Here is a 17,287-nt window from a genome sequence, read left to right on the forward strand (position 1 = left end):
CATGCGCACCCGCCGATCCCTCACCGCTCGCGGAGCCGGCGCGCTCATCGCGGCACTGGGCTGCCTGATCGCGGCCAACGTGGCGGGAGCCCGGATCCTGCTCTACATCGGCGTGCTGCTGGCCGTGCTCACGCTCCTGTCGCTCCTCGCGGTCCGGCTCCCGCGCCGCTCGGGGACCGTCACACGGCAGATCTCGACCGATCTGCTGACGGTGTCGGAGACCTCTCGGGTGACCGTCCGGTTCACGCTGCGCTCGCTGCGCATCCCGCGCGGCCTCTGGCACGACGTGCTGCCCGATGCGGTCAGCGGCGACTCCGGCGGCGAGTACCCGCCGGAGTCCGGCCAGCTCAACTACGCGATCACCGGTGTGCGCCGTGGCGTGTGGCCCCTCGGTCCGCTGATGCTGCGCACGGTCGACCCGTTCGGACTCGCCCAGCGGGAGCAGTCCTTCGGCGAGACCAGGAGCATCACGGTCGTGCCGGAGGTCCTGTCCCTCGCACCCCTGGCCGTGCGGGTGGGAGCGGCCGGCGGCACCGCCCACACGTCCTCGACCCGCCTCGGGCAGGGCAGCGACAACCTCTCGCCGCGCGGGTACATCCCGGGCGATTCGATGCGCCGCATCCACTGGCGGGCCACCGCGCACCGCGGTCAGCTGATGGTGCGTCAGGAAGAGGAGGAGTCGAGCCCCGACGCCGTGGTCGTGCTCGACCGGAGCAGCCGTCGATGGGACGCCCCGGGGGCCGAGCCGGACCCCGCGTTCGAGGCCGCCGTGTCGCTGTGCGCGTCGTCGGCCGTGCATCTCGCCGCCGAGGGCTACAGCGTCGACGTGGTCGACAGCGCGGGCGTCCTGCTCGGAGCGCTGCGCGGTCATGAGGACGACCGCGACGGTCTGCTCGTCGCCCTGGCGATGGTGACTCCGCGCGGAGAGAGCAGGGACCTCGCGACGCTGATCGGCGGGACGCCACCCGGACCGCTCGTCTACATCACCGGAAGCCTCGACGAGGAGGACGCCGCCCTTTTGCGACCGGCAGGGGCGGCCGCGGCGATGCTCTTCAGCACCGGGCTGCTGCCCGGCGCCGGCGAGGCCTCCGTCCGGCACGGATGGACCGTGACGCCGCTGGGGCCCGACATCGCGGAGGCGTGGGCGGATGCGGTCTCCGCACGGACGGGGGCCGGCGATGTTCCGGGCTGAGCGTCTCCCGGCGTCCGCACCGCCGCGGACGCCGCCGCGGTGGCACCGGGACCACGAGGATCCGACCGGGGTCGTCGCACCCGGAGCCCTGGCAGCGGTCTCCGCGCTCGTCGCGGTGTGGCCGTACACCTCGGTCATCGCCCCGGGCGCGTGGTCGTTCACCGTCCTCGTCGTCGTCCTCGCCGTCGCCGGCACCGGGATGCTCGCCCGGTGGCTGTTGCGCCGACACGGCGAGGTGCTCCGCGATCTGGGTGCGTTCGCCGCGCAGGTCCTCATCGCCGTCGCGGTCCTGACCCAGCTCATCGCCGGAGACACCGCCGTCCTCGGGTTCATCCCCACGTCGACGACGGCGGCGCTGCTCGGCACGCTCGCACCCGCGGCCTGGGAGGCGGTCGTGTTCGGATCCGCCCCGTTGGACCCCTCACCCGCCCTGGCGGCCGCCATGGGCGCCGGTTTCGCGGTCGTCGCGATCCTGCTCGATCAGCTCGTGGCCCATCGCTCCGCGGTGCTCGCCGTGTTGCTCATGGGTGCGGTCGGAGCCGTGCCGATGATCATCACGCTCGGCGACACCAACGTCGTCTGGTTCGTGCTGTTCGGCGTCGTCGCCCTGCTGGTGTTCCGATTCACCGCTCGTCGGCATCCGGAGGCGCCGCTCCGCTCGTCGACCTCTCTCGCGCTGGGTGTCGGCGCCGCCGCGCTGGCGGCGACGGTGGCCATCGCGCCGGTCCTGCCGCTGAGCACCAGTCTTGCCGGGAGCGGCGTGGGCGTGACGGTGGACGCGTCGCTGCGTCTCGGCGACGATCTGCGCCAGCCGAACCCCGTCGAGGTGCTGACGGTCGCCACCGAGGGAGAGACCGCCCCCTACCTGCGGCTCACGACACTCTCCCGTTTCGACGGCCGCGTCTGGCATCCGGACGAGGGCGATCTCCAGTCGCAGCAGGACGGATTCGGTGCACCGGAGTGGGGCGAGGACATCCCGACCGAGGAGCAGAACACGTCGGTGCGGATCCTGCGGATGTCGAGCTCCTGGCTCCCGGTCCCCTACCCGGCCACAGCCGTGCAGGGTCTCAGCGGATCGTGGCGGGTCTCCCCCGACAATCGGACGCTGTTCTCCCGCAGCGCGGACGCCGTCGGCAACGACTACACCGTCACGGCCTCGCGCCCCATCCCCACGCTCGAGCAGATCCGCGCGATCGATGCCGCTCCGCCCGCCGCCGATCCGGACGCCGAGCCGGTCGAGCTTCCGGGGATCATCGCCGAGCTGGCCGCCGACGTGACGGCGGACGAGGACACGGACTACGACCGCCTCGTGGTCCTGCAGAACTGGTTCCGCGCGCAGTTCGCGTACTCCCTGGAGACGCCGGTCGAAGAGGGCTTCGACGGCACGGGCGCCGAAGCGGTGGCCCGCTTCCTCGAGGAGCGTTCCGGGTACTGCGTGCACTTCGCCGGAGCGTTCGCGCTGATGGCGGAGAGCCTGGACATGCAGGTCCGCATCGTCGTCGGATACCTCCCCGGTTCGCTGACGGATGAGAAGCGCGGCAGCGAGTCCGTGTTCTCGGTGACCAGCGATCAGCTGCACTCCTGGCCGGAGGTGCTGTTCCCCGGTGTCGGGTGGGTCCCGTTCGAACCCACCGCGTCCCTCGGCGTTCCCACCGCATTCCGCGCCGCCGTGGCGCAGGGCGGCGGTCCCGGCGGTCCGTCCACCCCCGCCCCCACGACGGCGCCGCAGACCGAGGAGACGTCGGGGCCGGAGATCGACCGCAGCGACGCCGGCGGCGACTCCGCGAGCGGCGAGGAGCTGCGCCGCCTGGACCCGATGCCGGTGCTGCTCACCGCGCTCGGCGCGGTGGTGATCCTCCTGATCCCCGCCCTCCTCCGCTTCGTCGAGCGCAGCCGTCGGATCGCGCGCTCCCGCCGCGGGGATCCGGCCGCCGCCTGGGTGGAGCTCCGCGACACCCTGATCGATCTGCGCATCCCCGTGTCGGATGCGGACACCCCGAGGGTCCGTGCTGCGGGGTTGGTGCGGGATTCCGGTGCGGATCCGCGGGCGCTGCGGCGGCTGACCGACGCGGTCGAACAAGCGAACTACGCGCGTTCCGGCACGGTCGACGACGATCTGGCCGAACCTCTGCGCGAGGTGCTCATCGGCCTGCGGCGGAGCGTGGACGGCCCGACGCGGTTCCGCGCCGCGGTGCTGCCGCGGTCGCTGTATGCGACGCGGGCTGCCGAGCCCGGCGTGGCTGTGTGACGGAGACCCGGGCGGCGCCGCCCGCTCAGGCGGCGTGCTCCGCGCAGCGCACCGACTCGCAGTCCTCGCACACGACGAACTGCGTGCGGCAGGACGGATCAGGACAGTTCGCGGTCCGCTTCGTCGGCGCCCCGCACCCGACGCACTCCCCGATCACGCGGGCATGGTCGGAGAAGTCCACCGAGCCGCGCCGGTCGAACACGTACAGCGAGCCGTCCCACAGGCCGTCGTCGCCGTACTTCTCGCCGTACCGGACGATGCCGCCCTCCAGCTGGTACACCTCGCCGAAGCCGCGGGCGGTCATCAGGCTCGACAGCACCTCGCAACGGATCCCGCCGGTGCAGTAGGTGACCACGGGCTTGCCCTTGAGGTCGTCGTAGGCGCCGGAGTCGAGAAGACGGACGAAGTCCCTGGTCGTCTCGGTGTCGGGCACCACCGCCCCGCGGAAGCGGCCGATCTGAGCCTCCAGGGCATTGCGGCCGTCGAAGAACACGACCTCGTCTCCGCGGGCGTCCACGAGCTCGTGCAGCTCCTCGGGTGTCAGCCGCGTGCCTCCGCCCACCACGCCGTGCTCATCGACCCGCAGTTCCCCCGGCGCTCCGAACGACACGATCTCGTCGCGGACCTTCACGCTGAGCTTCGGGAAGTCGAGGCTGCGTCCCTCGGCGTCCAGTCCGGTTCCCTCGCTCCACTTGATGTCGGCATCCGCGAACGGGGCGTACGAGCGGAAGGAACGCGCCCACTTCTTGAGCACGCCGATATCGCCACCGAGCGTGCCGTTGATGCCGTCCTTCGAGATGAGCAGACGCCCGCGCAGGCCGAGAGCCTGGCCGAGGTCACGCTGCCAGACGCGGACGGCCTCCGGATCGGCGAGAGGGGTGAACGCGTAGAAGAGGACGATCTTGGGTGTTGCCACCCAGGAATCCTACGTCGGCAGTCTGACCGGACGGACCGTGCTCGCCCCTCGGCATCCGCTGTCGCCGTCCGCGCTCTACGTCACATCGCGGCGGAGGAACGAGAGGGCGCCGGCGCCGAGCACGAGCAGCACCCAGCCGGCAGAGACCAGGACCGCCGGCCCGGCGTCCAGCCCGTCGGACGGCGTGATCCCCACGGCGGTCACATCGAAGCGGAACGTCTCCAGCATGGCGAGCAGCGGGAGGTAGACGGCGCCGGCACTCCAGAACATCGCGACGAGCATCGCCGCGCCCATCGACAGGGAGGCGATGAAGAGAGCCGCGAGGTGCGCCTGCACGACGACACCCACCCCCATCCCCCAGAGTCCTGCGACGGCGCCGAGCGCGACGGTGGAGCCGACCGAAGGCCCGTCCACCGGGATGCCGCCCATCGCGACGAGCAGCGCCGTGTGGCCGCCGATCACGGCGGCGAACGCCACGACTGCTCCGCCGAACGCCGATGTAGGCAGCCGGACGAGGAACATCGCCCACCGGGACTGCAGCATCAGCCGTTGGGCGACGACGCCGTCGCGGCGATCGATCGTGTAGCGGAATGAGCCGTACACGGCGGCGAGAACGGCCCCGTAGGTCGCGAGCACGGTGCTGAACGGCGCCGTGAGTTCTCGGCGGATGCCCGCCGGGGCGTCGGCGAACTCGGGCGGGATGCTCGTGGCCAGCGACAGCGACATCACGAACGCCGCCACCGCCACCCCGAGCAGCACCACGTCCCCCGCGACGCCACGCGCTTGCGCGCGCAGTGCCCGACGGATCACGCGACGCTCCGGCGACCGCGGACCCAGGCGATGGCCACCAGAGCCGCCGTCCACGCGAGGCCCAGCCCGAGGGCCGCGGCGAACGCGAGCAGCCGATCCTGATATCCGGGAACGCTCAGCGCCGCGATCACCATCCCCGGTGAGAACTTCGCGACCTCGGGCGCGGTCCGCAGCAGCGCGAACTCCAAGGCCATCGGAAACACGAGGACGATGATCGCCGTCGCATAGTAGTTCCGGGTGATCCAGCCGATGGCCCCGCCGATGAGCGCCCCCAGAACGGCTCCGGCCACGGCGCCCGCGTAAGTGCGCCAGGCCTCCGGGGTGAGGGCGAGGGCCAGACCTTCGTGGGCCAGGTAGACCGACACTCCGGCCGTCCACAGTGCGAAGACGCCGATCGACAGGGCGACCGCGATCAGCGCACCGGCCACGAGCTTCCCCGCGAACGCGCGGGCGAAGCCGACTCCGGCGAGGGTGCGGTCCATCGATCCGTAGTAGTACTCGCGGGTCACCGCGTAGGAGCCGACGAACGCGGCGGAGATGACGGACCACGCGAGCGGCTCCAGCAGACGCGCGGTCGCCACCGCGGGGTCGAGGCCGGCGAGGTCGAAGCGCGAGCCGTCCGAGAAGAGCACGAAAGCGGGCATGAGGACGGCGACCAGGTACACGGCCAGAACCGAGGGCCCGCTCACCGACCGCAGCACCTCGCTGTGGATCACGCCCCTCATGCCTGCGCCCCTTCCACGAGGTCGAAGTACCGGCTCTCCAGCGAGTCGACATCGTTCCGGATGAGATCGTCGAGGCGTCCGGCGAAGAGCGCGCGGCGCTTGATGACGATCACCTCGTCCACCACCTGCTCCAGCTCGGCGAGCTGATGGCTGGAGACCAGCACGGTGCCGCCGCGCTCGACGAACCCGCGGAGGAATCGGCGCAACCAGCGGATGCCGTCGGGATCCAGCCCGTTCGCCGGTTCGTCGAGGATCAGGGTGCGAGGGGAGCCGATGAGCGCGGCGGCCAGCCCGAGCCGCTGAGCCATCCCCGTCGAGAAGGCCTTCACGCGACGGCCGGCATCGTCGGCGAGCCCCACCTCCTCGAGCACCTCGTCGACGCGTCCTGGCGGCGCTCCCGCCGCGAGCCGGATGATCTCCAGGTGCCGTCGGGCGGTGATGCCCGTCTCGAAGCCGAAGCCGTCCATGTGCACGCCGACGTGCGTCGCGGGGTTCTCCAGGGCGGAGAACGGGGCGCCGTCGATGAGGCAGTCTCCGGCCGTCGGCCTGAGCAGGCCGACGATGGCTCGGAGCGTCGTCGACTTGCCCGCGCCGTTCGGCCCGAGGAGGCCGACGATCGACCCCCGCGCCACGCCGAACGACAGATCCTCGACCGCTGTCCGACGGCCGAACCTCTTCGTGAGTCCTCGGACCTCGATCGCGTCCTGGTTCATGGTCATCCCTTCCTCTCCGCACTCCGCAGCGGCGACAACGGCGCGACCACGCCCACCGCCCAGAGCGTCTGCCACAGGTTCTTCACACCGATGTCGACGCGCGCCAGCCCCGTCGGCGGCAGCATCTCGCGCCCCCCGAAGACGTCCACTCCGGCGACGATCACGGCGGGAACCGACAGGTCGTCGGCCCGCACCGGGAAGAGCGCGTCGAGCGGGACCGTCGTCCGCTCCGCGCGCCGGTGCCGGGTCCGCCCCTTCCCGAGTTCCTCGTTCGCGAGGATGCCCCGGCTGAGCAGGACCACGCGGGCGCCGTCCGGCACGGCGCCCGGCCCCTCTCCGTCCGCACGCACGAGAACCACTCCGTCCTCCTCGACGGAGAAGCCGTACGACGCCGTGGCCGGCACGGGGATGAGGACCCCGGCGGCGACGCCGCCCGCGACCAGCAGCGCGCACACGGAGAGGAACCGGAGCCGGGACACGCCCGATCGGAGCACTCGGCGCAGGGCACGCGCGAGCAGCACGACCCCGGCCGCGAGCACCACAGCTTCCAGCGCGACCACGAACAGCCCCAGCACGGGTCCACCTCCGGCGAGCGCCTGGACGGTGCGTGCGACGGCGAACAGCACGAGCACGGCCGGGGCGATCAGGCTGGCGAGGCCGAACGGCACGCTCCACCACACCGGCAGGCTTCTGCTCCGCCGCGGCCCGCCGAACAGGAGCCGGCTCAGGGAGTCCGCTCCGTCGCGGATGGTCCTCCCCCGGAGGTTCGGCTCGTCCAGCGCGCTCATCAGAGCGATGTACCCGTCGAACCGCACGAACGGGATCAGGTTGAGCAGGACGATGACGGCGCAGGAGAGCGCGAGGAGCTGCAGCGTCTGGCGCACCGCCGGTTGCGGCACGGCGAGCGCGCCGACGAGCGCGATCGCCGCCACGAGCGCGTGCACCGCTGGTCCGGCGAGCGCCACGGCCACGCGCTGTCTGCGGTCGGACAGCCGCCAGCCGTCCGTGACGTCGACGAAGAACGCGGGGGTCAGATAGAAGAGCATGAATCCCGCACGGCGAGGCCGGCCCCCGAACCTCGTGAGGGCGAGCCCGTGGGCGCTCTCGTGGAGCAGGGTCGTGAGCGAGAGCGCCGCGACGAGGACCACGAAGCCGCTCAGCGGCAGGGGCCGGGTGACGACCTCCCACAGCTCCTCCGCTTGCAGGATCGCCGCAAGACATCCCGAGCCGAGCACGACGGCGGCGGACACCAGGAGGACTCGTGGCGGGAGCGGCACGATCAGCCGGTCGAGACGGCCGAAGAGGGCCGGCGCACGCAGCGTCGCGAGCTGCAGGGTGAACGGAGGCCGGTAGCTCACTCGGCCCGGTGGCGGCTTCGCTGCGCCTTCCAGGAGACCGCTGTCGCGGAAGCGTCCGACCAGCTGCAGGAAGCTCTCCGCCGACTCGGACGCGGCGAAGCGCCGATGCAGCACGTGCAGCGTCGTTCTGCCGTCCATCGCGGTGAGCAGCTCGACGACCGTCCGCGAGACCCGCGACGAGGGCACGCCGTGGACCAGAGCGATCCAGACCTCTCCCTCCCCGGCTTTCTCGAACACGACCTCGGAGGCGAGGAGCGGGCAGGTGTCGGCGGTGAGCGGTGCCGTCGCACCCGAGGGCCGTCGCCGGGCGGAGCGCAGCGGGGTCATCGTCGTCCTCCCGCTTCTCCGGATCCCACGCGGCCCGTCGTGAGGAGGAGGATCTCCGCGCCCGGGTGCGTGCGTACGGGAGAGACCGTGGGTTCGGTGAACCCGGCCTCGACGAGTTCGCGCGCGAGAGTCTCGTGGTCGAGCACGTGCAGGCGACTCGTGAGCACCGGCACGGTGGCTCCGGCGACGATGTCGGCGACGCGGACCCAGTTGACCAGGCGCACCGAGCCCGCGGCCTCGATCTGCTGCGCGAAGACGTAGCTCTCCTCGCCGAGCGGGCCGGGAACCGTGATCTCCAGCTCCCAGTCCGTTGCAAGGCTCTCCGCGGCGGACCCTCCGGCCACCGTCAGGGCGAAGACGCCGGCGGGGGCGAGGTGGCGCCGCACGCTCGCGTAGAGACGCGACCTCTCCGTGCGGTCGAGCAGCGTGATGGACGTCGCCCCGAGGACCACGAGCCCGTAGCGACTCTCCAGGGTGAAGTCGCGCATGTCCGCCACGACGCATTCCAGCCGGGAATCGCCGGGCAGTGCGCGGCGCAGGTGGGCGAGCATGTCATCGGAGATGTCGATCGCGGTGACCCGCTTGCCGGCTCGCACCAGCGGGATCGTCAGTCTGCCGCTGCCTGCGGCGACGTCGAGCACGGGACCGGCGGCTGCTCTCGCGAGCGCCAGCACCTCGCGGATCTCGGCGCGATCAGGACCGACCAGGCGTTCGTAGAAGTCCGTCCCGGATCCGGCATACAGATCCTGCTCCTGCGCGACCGCGCCGACACCGTCGAGCCGCGCCGCCACGGCGTCGGTGATCAAAGCTGGCATTTCCGGCATCGCCTCTCGATGGAAGGAAGAGGAGTGCGGGCGGGTGGCCCGCCCGCACCCTCGGTCAGGTCGCGATCGCTGCCACCCCGCCGATGATGGCGATGATGTAGCTCGCGTGCTCCCACCATTCGAGTGGGGCGTCGATCTGTTCGAGTTCCAGGAACTCCAGTGATGTCGTCTGCAATCTGCACCTCCTTGTCAGGTCTGCGGACGGTCTTCTAGGTCAGAGCGAGAATTCCGATGATGACGCCCAAGGCGAAGCCCCGCATGTAGTCATCGGTGTCGTTCAACGCATCCATGGCCTCGAGCTCGGTGAACTCGAGCGTCGGCATTGCAGCGTGCATGCTTACCTCCTTTCCGGTCTCGATCTCCTCTCCTTCGAGGCGATCACGTCGCGGCAGCCGCGCCGATTCCGATGAGAACCAGCGCGCCGATCACGCCCTTGTAGAAGCTGTCCCAGCTGGGTGCCTCCATCGCGTCCAGCTCCTGGAACCGGATCCGCTTCTCTGCGGGTTCGTTCATTCACTTCACCTCCTCCCTCCGGAACATCGGGGGCCGGTGATCTTCACCGACCGACGGTGCACTCCAGCGGGAATCGCGGAGCACATCTCGGAAGTCCTCTTCGACGAGGCCGGGGAGCATCGGCCGGCGGTGCCCCCACGACGTCTCGATGGCGGCGGAGATGCGGCGGATCTCGGAATCCGGCGGGCGCGGCGGGCGCGGGATCGCCCAGCGGTCGATGAGCGCGGCGATGCCGGCGGACGGGTCGTCGGGCAGCGCCGCCGCTGCCGCGACGTGCGACCAGAATCCGTGGAGACTCGCGCGGTCTCCCCAGCGCGGGTCTCCTGCGCCGATCCGGTCCCATACCGCGGCGATCACCGCCGCCGTGGCGACCATCTTGCGCACCCCCAGCCGGAACGCCACCTCGTTCGCGACGTACCAATGGCGGGCACTGTACGGATCTTTCCCCCGCAGCGCCGCCGTGCGCTGGGTGGCCGCGCTCAGCCGCGCGAGGCGCAATCGCGCGGCGGCGGATGCGGTGCCCTGCGCGACCGCCGTGAGGAGCGCCGCGCCGAGGGCGGACGCGTCTCTGCTCCCCCTGCTGTCCCCGCGCGGGCTCGTCGAGGCGCCGGCCAGACGCAGGAGCGCCTCCAGCGCCCCCTCTCTGACCGAGGCGGACGAGAGCGTCGCCAGGTTGCACGGATCGAGGACGGCATGGCGCGGCCTCAGCGCGCGCCCGACGAGGAGCCGGTAGCCGTGCTCGTTCTGGAGAACGGCCACGCTGTTCGTCTCCGACGAGGTGCCGAGCGTGGTCGGGACGGCGACGATGTCGACGGGAGGCGGCGCATCGGGCAGCAACGTCAGGGCCGCCTTCGCCGCGTGCCCGATCGCGTAGTCGAACACCCGCCCCCGGGCGAGCGCGAGCGCGGCGATCTTGCTGGCGTCGAGCACCGTCCCTCCACCGAAGGCCACGATCGTGTGCGGAGGGCGGCGGCTGATCTCCCGCGCCATCGCCTGGACGACCGCGACATCGACCGCGCGCGCCTCGACCAGCATGGTCCGCGCCGGCGGCCCGACGAGGAAGGAGGGCGCCACCGCCGAATCCGCGAACACGAGGGTGTCGCGTCCCGCCGTGAGGCGCGTGGTCGTCTGCCGTGCGATGCCCCGGCCGTGCCACAGCGTCGGGACCCGACCGCGGAAGTCCCCGGTCATGCGGTCACCTCCCGGATCCGCGCCAGCCCGGCCCGCACCGCCCTGTCCGTTTCGAGAGGGTCCTCCCGGGCGAACCCGTACCCGGGGATCAGCTCGATGGAGCTGGGACCGGGATGCACCAGCACGCCGTCGTCCGCGATGGCCGAGACGATCTGCAGGACGTGCAAGCCCGAGAGCGGACTTCCGTCCGCCGCGCGCAGCCCCAGGCCGAGGAAGCAGCCGCTTCCCGTCACCTCCGTGACCACGCCTTCCGCCTTCCACCGCATCGCGAGCCGGAGCAGCTCCGCCGCCAGCGCCTGCGTGGTCGACTCGACCTCGATGCGGTGCAGCTCGGCGATCACCGCGAGGATGGCCGCGACGCACGCCGGCGTCCCCGCCTGGGTCTCGCCGTGCACGAAGGTCCACCCGCCGCGCACGAAGGCGGAGGCGATGCGCGGGCCCACCAGAAGCGCGGCGGCGCCCATGGCGCCGTTCGTCAGCGCCTTCGACAGGATGAGCACGTCCGGGGCGGCCGCCCAGTCGTCCGTCGCGAACATCCTCCCGGTGCGACCGAACCCCGTGGCGACCTCGTCCGCCACGAGCAGGAAGCCGTAGTGCTCCCGCAGGGCGAGCAGTCGACGGATGAACGCGTGGGCGAGCGCGTGCGCGCCCGTGCCGAGGACCGGCTCCACCACGACCGCGGCGACCCTGTCGCCTTCGCGCTGCAGCAGCGCCGACAGCTCTTCCCCGTCGTCGTCGTGCGCCACATGGCGCACGGATCGGCGGTCCACCGCGTACGCGGACTGGAGCAGATCATCGCCGCTGAGCGCATGACTGCCGTACATCGTGCCGTGATAGCTCCCGCGCAGACCCACGATGAGCGAGCGGGATGCCGTTCCGTGCTGCGCCCAGTACTGCCTCGCGAGCTTCATGGCGGCGTCGTTCGCCGCCCCTCCCGACGTGGAGAACACGACGCGGGCGTACCTCTCGGGGTTCGCGAGGTCGATGAGCGCGTCAGCTGCCTCCTCCGCCTGTCGATGCGGCGCGCGGAACAGGGAGAGGTACGACGCGTCGCGTGCGGCCTTGCTCACCGCCTCCGCGACCGCCGGGTTCCCGAACCCGAGGGGGACGTTCCACAGTCCGCTCGTCGCGCAGAGTCGCGTGGAACCGTCGGCGAACGCGATGCGATGTCCGGTGGCGGCGACCGCGACCTGGGAGGGCGAGAACGTGGTGTCGGCGGGGAGCATCGACGTCCACAGCGCGTGCGGTCCCGTCACCCGTTCACCCCCGTCGTCGGATCGCCGCTCGTTCGTTCACCGAAGTGGACGCCGAGGGCTGCGACCGCCTCGAGGCACAGGGCGCTCGCGTGGGAGACGGGCGTCCCGAGTTCCCGAGCGAGCCGCTGCGCTGCGAGCTCGAGCGTGCTCGACGTCTGCGTGGCCGCGACGACCGTCGCGGTGAGCGGCGTGAGCAGCTGACGGCGCAGAGTCCCGGTGTCCGCGAGCATCAGACCGTCGGCGGTGTCGAGCAGGAAGGGGTCGGCGGTCAGGGGTTCGGCGTCGGCGAGCCGGTCGTCGATCGGCGCCCGGCCGAAGCCCGCGATCCGCGCGTCACCGTTGACGAGGTGGAGCATCTTCATGAGGTCGGTCGCGCTGAGGTACCGCCTGATCCCGGCGAGTCGCGCCGATTCGGCCGCGACCTCGTGTCGCGGTGCGACCTCTCCCAGCGCCGTGGACCGCGGAAGAGGAGTGTCGAGCGCGGCGCTGAGGTCGTCGACGGTGCCGATCACCTCCCCTTGCACGCCGACGCTCACGGAGCCGTCGGCCGCCACCCGGACGGCGCTCGGAGTCACCACCTCTCCCGGCTTCTCCAAAGCGCTCCGGTCGGCGAGGAGCACCCGCGGGTCGATCAGGGCCGTGGGGAACACTCCGGTCCGCCGAGCGAGGTCGGCGTCGTCGAGGAAAGCGCGCCAGCCGGCGGCATCGAAGAAGCGGATGGCGGTGGGACCGATGATCTGCACGAAGGCCGCGGCGACGTAGTCCTGGAGCTCCACGCCGCGCTCCCCGAAGAAGAGCTCGTCGCCGACCGCCCGCAGCTCGCCGGTGTAGCGGGCGACGGCAGCGGGCCCTCCATCCGGCGGACTGCTCGCCGGCAGCAGCATCACGTCGTCGGGTGCGACCACCTCCCGGACGGCTTCGACCGCCGCCCCGCTCTCGACGAGGAACACCCGCGAGAACGCCTCTCGCTCGCCGGTGAGCCACTCGCGGAGTGCGCGCGCCCCGAGCAGGTCCGCTCCCCCGACGTCCGCGTCGTCCGACATCAGGCCGCTCCTCGCGCATCCGCCGGAAGGTCGAACCCGGCCGAGGACAGTGCGTTCCGGACCTCGTGGATCGTGGGAGCGACGGTGGTCGGTCGCACGCCGAGCTCGAACGCCAGCAGAGCCGTGGCCGACGATTCGTCCTCCGTCGCGATGAGGCACTCGGCGGCGCGTGCGGCCTCGAGCCCGAGCCGGAGGCGCCGATGGCCGACCGGATCCAGGACGAGGTACTCGTCGCCCTCGCCGGTCACGAGGAAGGGCGCGTCCGCCGACACGACGATCGGGAACGCGGCGCTCTCATCGAGGGCTCTGACGAGGTGTCCGCCGAAGCCGGAGACGGTCGGGCGTCCGGGTCCGCCGTGCCTCTCGCGCAGCAGATCGAGCGCAGCCAGGTACCGTCCGAGCCACGGTCGGTCGTCGAGGTCGGCTTCGAGGACGCGGCGGTCCACGATCCGCGCGAAGGATCTTCCGCGCCCGGCACCGGCGACCGCTGCCGCTTCGATCTCCGCACGCTCGTCGCCGACGTGCCCGAGCAGCAGTCCGTCCGGACCGTCGCGATATTCTCCATCCGCCGTCACATGCACGCGGACCACGGTCCCGGCGGCTGCTGGGGTCGGAGTGAAGGACATCCGGGACTCCAGCAGCACGGCGCGGCTGAGCAGCTGGTCGACGAAGATCCCGTAGTCGCGCGCGGTGTCCGCGTCACTGAGCAGGGCCGCCACGCCTTCGGCGCTGCGCTGTCGGAGCACCGTGCGCGCCACGATCGAGAGGAACGGCGCCGCGACGTAGTCCTGCAGCTCGATGACGTGGTGCCCGTCGAGCACCAGCCGATCGCCCGGCTCGCGGAAGCGCCCGCGGTAGCCGATGACGTTGGCATCGCCGCGCCGGACCGAACCCGGCGGGGCGAGGACGATGTCTCTCCTCCTCGCCGCCCGGAGCACGTCGCCGAGATGCTCGCCGGACTCGAGGAAGAACACCGTCCCGGCGACGAGCTCGCGTCGACCGCTCACGTACTGCTCGAACGCCCTCACCGAACGCGGGCAGCGCCGTGATGTCGTCGTCGAACTCCCCTGCATGCTTCCCCCACTGACCTGGTGTACCCATTCGAGGTGGATACGTCTGCACACGAAGCTATAGACACCTCGGGTAACATGCAATATTTCAGCTCAAGCGTCGCCGCTCGCCGCCGAGAGGGACTGTCACTGCGTGCCCGGTCGATCGGATAGGATGGACAGGTTGTTCCTTGGTGACGTGTCCGAGCGGCCGAAGGAGCACGCTTGGAAAGCGTGTGTTGTGCAAGCAACCGCGGGTTCGAATCCCGCCGTCACCGCCAGAAACGTCGAAGGCCCTCGCATCAGCGGGGGCCTTCGACGTTCGTCGAGCTCGGGATGAGGGTGTCAGTCGCTGTCGAAGCGCACACCATAGATCTGCCCGCCGGGCTCGGCCGGCAGGCGGGTCATTCCGAGTCGCTCGTAGAACGCGGCGGCGCCGGTGTTGTTCGGGTCGATCCCGAGGTGCAGTCCCCGCACGCCGCGGCGGGTCAGTTCGGCGAACAGCGTCTGCATGAGCTGTCGCCCGAGTCCTTGGCCCTGCGTCTCCGGAAGCATGTCGATGTGCAGGTGCGCGGGGCACTCCGCCGCGTTCGGCTCGATGCCCGGCGCGCGGGTGTATCCGTAGTCGACCATCCGATCCTCGCGCGTGACGACCTCGACGGGGCGGGGGTACCGCTGCTGCAGCGCCGGCCACCACTCGTCCCGGAACCAGGTGTAGAACGCGTCGGTGTCGTCGGTCGCGACGATGTACCCGATCGTCCGTTCGTCGTCGCTCTCGACGACCCAGGCGAGATCCGGATGCCGTTCGGCGTAGGGGACCGCGAACAGGTTCCCCCACAGGTCGTCGTCCGACAGGATGCCGGTCGCGTCTCCTCCGGCGTCGGCCGTCTTCACGCAGACCTCGTACAGCGAGGCGCGGTCGGCGGGGCGGTACGGACGGATGCGCGACACGGGGACTCCTTCGACGGGGACGGGCCCGATCAGCCTATCGGCGCGTCGAGCGCGTGCTTCTTCCGCTGCACCCACGGCAGCAGCCACGCGGCGAGCACCAGCACCACACCGGCCCCGACGAGAGCGCCGCCGAGCGTGTCCGTCGCCCAGTGCACCGAGAGGAACGTGCGCGAGAGCGCCATCGCCAGCACCCACAGCGCCCCGACGATCGCGACCCACACCCGCGGGAACAGCACCCAGAGCACGAGGGCGATGGTCGCCGCGTTCGCGGTGTGCCCCGAGGGGAACGACCCGTAGTCGCTCACGACGAGCATGTCATCCGGTCGCGCGCGTCCGAAGAGCGTCTTGAGCAGCTGCACCGCCCCCGCACTCGCCAGGAAGCTCACCGCCGCGAAGACCGCACCGCGCCACCGGCGCGCGAGCACCAGCGCCAGGATCGCGAGCAGGGGAACACCGAGGATCGCGACCCAGCCACCGCCGATCCAGTTCAGGGCGAGGGCGAAGTCGAGCATCCAGTCGGCCCTGGCCGCGGCGATCGTCTCGTTCCACCACCGGTCGAAGCCGGGCGATTGCGGGTAGACGAACACCACCACGGCGCCGAGAGCCGTTGCGAGCACGAGGAGGCTCACTCCCCACCACAACAGCGTCCGTCTGCCCATCGTCCCATTGTGGCCGATGGTTCCTGAAGATCAGGGAGTGAGCATGCCCACCGTGCGGGGTCGTACGACGAGCCACAGCGCGAGGATGCCGACGACGGAGCAGCCGACCATGACGGAGGCCATGGTCGTCGCGGTGATCCCGGCGTCGTGCGAGAGCCAGCCGACGACCGGGGAGATGAGACCCGCGACGCCGAAGTTGGCCGCCCCGATGATCGAGGCCGCCGTCCCCGCCGCCTTGCCGTGGCGGTCGAGGGCCAGCACCTGCACGTTGGGCATCGTGAACCCGCACGCGGTCATGAAGACGAACAGCGGGATGACGGTGCCCCACAGGCCGAGCCCGAGCTGGTCGGTGACGACGATCGCGACCGCGGAGAGCAGCAGCACGGCCGTCGAGTAGGCCATGACCCACTGCGGCCCGAATCGGGCGGCCAGCCGCGAAGCCGTCTGCACGCCGAGCACCACACCGAGCGAGTTCACGGCGAAGAGCAGACCGTACTGCTGGGCATCGAGTCCGTGGGTCACCTGGAACAGGAACGGCGAGGCCGAGAGGTAGGAGAACAGACCGGAGAAGGTCATGCCGCCGATCACGAGGACGCCGAGGAACACGCGGTCGGAGAGCACGGAGCGGTATCGCTGCACCATGGTGGCGCCGCCGCGGTCCTGGCGACGGGCGACGGGCAGCGTCTCCGGGATGAAGAGGATCGTCGACAGCAGCATCACGATCCCGTAGGCCGCGAGCACCGCGAAGATGCCCCGCCAGGGCATGAGCGTGAGCAGCCACGACCCGATCAGGGGCGCGACGACGGGTGCGACTCCGGAGACCAGGGCGAGGCGGGACAGCATGACGACCAGGCGACGCCCGCCGAACAGGTCGCGCACGATCGCCATGGCCACGACACCACCGGCCGCCGCGCCGACACCCATGAGCACGCGGGCGACGCTGAGCAGCGCCAGATCGGGCGCGAAGGCCGCTCCGACGCTCGCGAGGACATGCAGAGCCGTGACCACGATCAGCGGAACGCGACGGCCGACCTTGTCACTGAGCGGGCCGACGACGAGCTGACCGAGGGCGAAGCCGATCATCGTGCCGGTCAGGGTCAGCTGGATCGCCGCTGCCGTGGTCTGGAAGTCCTCCTCCAGCACCGGGAAGGCCGGGAGGTAGAGGTCGATCGTGAACGGGCCGAGCGCGGTGAGAGCGCCCAGCAGGATGATGTACAGCGTCCGGCGACCGAGGGAGATCGCGTCTCCCGGGTGCAGCATGATCGGCGCGGTGGCGGGGTTCGATCCGAGCGTGCGGATCGCTCCGGTCGCCGTCGACGTGCGGATGCTGCCGGTCGCCGTGCGCGCGGGCGCGGCAACGGCGGGAGTCTCGGGGTGCGACGAGGCGTCTGCGACGGGCAGGGAGTCAGTGCGGGGAGCGTCGGACACGACGTCCTTCCAGAATCAGGGGAAGCATGATCGAATCGATTCGATCGGGGGAACCCCCATGTTACCGCCGCGACGCCCCGTTCG

18 protein-coding genes and 1 tRNA gene are annotated in these 17,287 nt (G+C 71.3%); 3 read left to right on the forward strand and 16 right to left on the reverse strand.

The window, feature by feature from the left end; all coding sequences use genetic code 11:
• Nucleotide 1: 1 nt before the first annotated feature.
• Complete coding sequence (locus tag CSX12_RS14260) at nucleotides 2–1,192, forward strand: DUF58 domain-containing protein (protein ID WP_124896222.1); 1,191 nt, start codon at nucleotides 2–4, stop codon at nucleotides 1,190–1,192.
• Nucleotides 1,149–3,440, forward strand: a complete 2,292-nt coding sequence (locus CSX12_RS14265) for a DUF3488 and transglutaminase-like domain-containing protein (protein WP_124896223.1) — start codon at nucleotides 1,149–1,151, stop codon at nucleotides 3,438–3,440. The genes CSX12_RS14260 and CSX12_RS14265 overlap by 44 nt, the downstream gene beginning before the upstream one ends.
• A gap of 25 nt (nucleotides 3,441–3,465) precedes the next feature.
• Here CSX12_RS14265 and CSX12_RS14270 read toward each other — a convergent pair whose 3' ends face one another.
• The 13 genes from CSX12_RS14270 to mpaB (CSX12_RS14315) all read right to left on the reverse strand — a co-directional run bounded on the left by CSX12_RS14270 (nucleotide 3,466) and on the right by mpaB (CSX12_RS14315) (nucleotide 14,189).
• Nucleotides 3,466–4,356, reverse strand: a complete 891-nt coding sequence (locus CSX12_RS14270) for a rhodanese-related sulfurtransferase (protein ID WP_124896224.1) — start codon at nucleotides 4,354–4,356, stop codon at nucleotides 3,466–3,468.
• 75 nt (nucleotides 4,357–4,431) lie between these two features.
• On the reverse strand, nucleotides 4,432–5,166 hold the full coding sequence (locus tag CSX12_RS14275; protein ID WP_124896225.1) for a hypothetical protein: 735 nt from the start codon (nucleotides 5,164–5,166) through the stop codon (nucleotides 4,432–4,434).
• Nucleotides 5,163–5,891, reverse strand: a complete 729-nt coding sequence (locus tag CSX12_RS14280; protein ID WP_124896226.1) for an ABC transporter permease — start codon at nucleotides 5,889–5,891, stop codon at nucleotides 5,163–5,165. The genes CSX12_RS14275 and CSX12_RS14280 overlap by 4 nt, the downstream gene beginning before the upstream one ends.
• Nucleotides 5,888–6,610 (reverse strand): ATP-binding cassette domain-containing protein, encoded by a 723-nt coding sequence (locus CSX12_RS14285; RefSeq protein ID WP_017201483.1) that lies wholly within the window; start codon nucleotides 6,608–6,610, stop codon nucleotides 5,888–5,890. The genes CSX12_RS14280 and CSX12_RS14285 overlap by 4 nt, the downstream gene beginning before the upstream one ends.
• The gene (mpaP, locus tag CSX12_RS14290; protein WP_124896227.1) at nucleotides 6,607–8,289 is read right to left on the reverse strand and encodes a daptide biosynthesis intramembrane metalloprotease; all 1,683 of its coding nucleotides are present in this window, start codon (nucleotides 8,287–8,289) and stop codon (nucleotides 6,607–6,609) included. The genes CSX12_RS14285 and mpaP overlap by 4 nt, the downstream gene beginning before the upstream one ends.
• Nucleotides 8,286–9,104 carry a daptide-type RiPP biosynthesis methyltransferase gene (gene mpaM, locus CSX12_RS14295; protein WP_241160471.1) on the reverse strand — a complete coding sequence of 273 codons (819 nt, stop codon included), beginning with the start codon at nucleotides 9,102–9,104 and terminating at the stop codon, nucleotides 8,286–8,288. The genes mpaP and mpaM overlap by 4 nt, the downstream gene beginning before the upstream one ends.
• Nucleotides 9,105–9,168: 64 nt before the next feature.
• On the reverse strand, nucleotides 9,169–9,288 hold the full coding sequence (gene mpaA3, locus CSX12_RS18920; protein ID WP_017201485.1) for an MpaA3 family daptide-type RiPP: 120 nt from the start codon (nucleotides 9,286–9,288) through the stop codon (nucleotides 9,169–9,171).
• 34 nt (nucleotides 9,289–9,322) lie between these two features.
• Nucleotides 9,323–9,448 (reverse strand): MpaA2 family daptide-type RiPP, encoded by a 126-nt coding sequence (mpaA2, locus tag CSX12_RS18855; RefSeq protein WP_017201486.1) that lies wholly within the window; start codon nucleotides 9,446–9,448, stop codon nucleotides 9,323–9,325.
• A 43-nt stretch (nucleotides 9,449–9,491) separates the two neighbouring features.
• Nucleotides 9,492–9,626 (reverse strand): MpaA1 family daptide-type RiPP, encoded by a 135-nt coding sequence (gene mpaA1 / locus CSX12_RS18860; protein WP_017201487.1) that lies wholly within the window; start codon nucleotides 9,624–9,626, stop codon nucleotides 9,492–9,494.
• The gene (gene mpaC / locus CSX12_RS14300; RefSeq protein WP_124896228.1) at nucleotides 9,627–10,817 is read right to left on the reverse strand and encodes a daptide-type RiPP biosynthesis dehydogenase; all 1,191 of its coding nucleotides are present in this window, start codon (nucleotides 10,815–10,817) and stop codon (nucleotides 9,627–9,629) included.
• Nucleotides 10,814–12,073 (reverse strand): daptide-type RiPP biosynthesis aminotransferase, encoded by a 1,260-nt coding sequence (gene mpaD / locus CSX12_RS14305; RefSeq protein ID WP_124896229.1) that lies wholly within the window; start codon nucleotides 12,071–12,073, stop codon nucleotides 10,814–10,816. Before mpaD ends, mpaC begins: the two co-directional genes overlap by 4 nt.
• Entirely contained in the window at nucleotides 12,070–13,116 is a 1,047-nt protein-coding gene (mpaB, locus tag CSX12_RS14310) for a daptide biosynthesis RiPP recognition protein (RefSeq protein WP_124896230.1), read from the reverse strand. Before mpaB (CSX12_RS14310) ends, mpaD begins: the two co-directional genes overlap by 4 nt.
• Complete coding sequence (gene mpaB, locus CSX12_RS14315; RefSeq protein WP_346773342.1) at nucleotides 13,116–14,189, reverse strand: daptide biosynthesis RiPP recognition protein; 1,074 nt, start codon at nucleotides 14,187–14,189, stop codon at nucleotides 13,116–13,118. Before mpaB (CSX12_RS14315) ends, mpaB (CSX12_RS14310) begins: the two co-directional genes overlap by 1 nt.
• A 169-nt stretch (nucleotides 14,190–14,358) precedes the next feature.
• On the opposite strand from mpaB (CSX12_RS14315), the gene CSX12_RS14320 reads away from it, so the two are divergent.
• Nucleotides 14,359–14,446 (forward strand) — tRNA-Ser (locus CSX12_RS14320).
• Between the two features lie 64 nt (nucleotides 14,447–14,510).
• Here CSX12_RS14320 and CSX12_RS14325 read toward each other — a convergent pair.
• Genes CSX12_RS14325 through CSX12_RS14335 form a run of 3 tightly spaced genes read right to left on the reverse strand, consistent with a single transcriptional unit; the run spans nucleotide 14,511 to nucleotide 17,203 of the window.
• Nucleotides 14,511–15,116 (reverse strand): GNAT family N-acetyltransferase, encoded by a 606-nt coding sequence (locus CSX12_RS14325; protein WP_124896232.1) that lies wholly within the window; start codon nucleotides 15,114–15,116, stop codon nucleotides 14,511–14,513.
• Between the two features lie 29 nt (nucleotides 15,117–15,145).
• Nucleotides 15,146–15,775, reverse strand: coding sequence for a phosphatase PAP2 family protein (locus tag CSX12_RS14330; protein WP_069188211.1), 630 nt, complete (start codon nucleotides 15,773–15,775; stop codon nucleotides 15,146–15,148).
• 30 nt (nucleotides 15,776–15,805) lie between these two features.
• Complete coding sequence (locus CSX12_RS14335) at nucleotides 15,806–17,203, reverse strand: multidrug effflux MFS transporter (protein WP_206427099.1); 1,398 nt, start codon at nucleotides 17,201–17,203, stop codon at nucleotides 15,806–15,808.
• Nucleotides 17,204–17,287: the final 84 nt, after the last annotated feature.

The sequence above is a fragment of the Microbacterium sp. Y-01 genome, from assembly GCF_003856715.1.
In the GTDB taxonomy this organism is placed as follows: domain Bacteria; phylum Actinomycetota; class Actinomycetes; order Actinomycetales; family Microbacteriaceae; genus Microbacterium; species Microbacterium algeriense.

Bases quoted from the DNA above. Each gene is read 5' to 3' on its own strand.
- CSX12_RS14260 (WP_124896222.1), top strand. From the start codon at position 2: ATGCGCACCCGCCGATCCCTCACCGCTCGCGGAGCCGGCGCGCTCATC.
- CSX12_RS14265 (WP_124896223.1), top strand. From the start codon at position 1,149: ATGCGGTCTCCGCACGGACGGGGGCCGGCGATGTTCCGGGCTGAGCGT.
- CSX12_RS14280 (WP_124896226.1), bottom strand. From the start codon at position 5,891: ATGAGGGGCGTGATCCACAGCGAGGTGCTGCGGTCGGTGAGCGGGCCC.
- CSX12_RS14285 (WP_017201483.1), bottom strand. From the start codon at position 6,610: ATGACCATGAACCAGGACGCGATCGAGGTCCGAGGACTCACGAAGAGG.
- mpaP (WP_124896227.1), bottom strand. From the start codon at position 8,289: ATGACCCCGCTGCGCTCCGCCCGGCGACGGCCCTCGGGTGCGACGGCA.
- mpaM (WP_241160471.1), bottom strand. From the start codon at position 9,104: ATGCCAGCTTTGATCACCGACGCCGTGGCGGCGCGGCTCGACGGTGTC.
- mpaA2 (WP_017201486.1), bottom strand. From the start codon at position 9,448: ATGCACGCTGCAATGCCGACGCTCGAGTTCACCGAGCTCGAGGCCATG.
- mpaA1 (WP_017201487.1), bottom strand. From the start codon at position 9,626: ATGAACGAACCCGCAGAGAAGCGGATCCGGTTCCAGGAGCTGGACGCG.
- mpaC (WP_124896228.1), bottom strand. From the start codon at position 10,817: ATGACCGGGGACTTCCGCGGTCGGGTCCCGACGCTGTGGCACGGCCGG.
- mpaB (WP_124896230.1), bottom strand. From the start codon at position 13,116: ATGTCGGACGACGCGGACGTCGGGGGAGCGGACCTGCTCGGGGCGCGC.
- mpaB (WP_346773342.1), bottom strand. From the start codon at position 14,189: ATGCAGGGGAGTTCGACGACGACATCACGGCGCTGCCCGCGTTCGGTG.
- CSX12_RS14330 (WP_069188211.1), bottom strand. From the start codon at position 15,775: ATGGGCAGACGGACGCTGTTGTGGTGGGGAGTGAGCCTCCTCGTGCTC.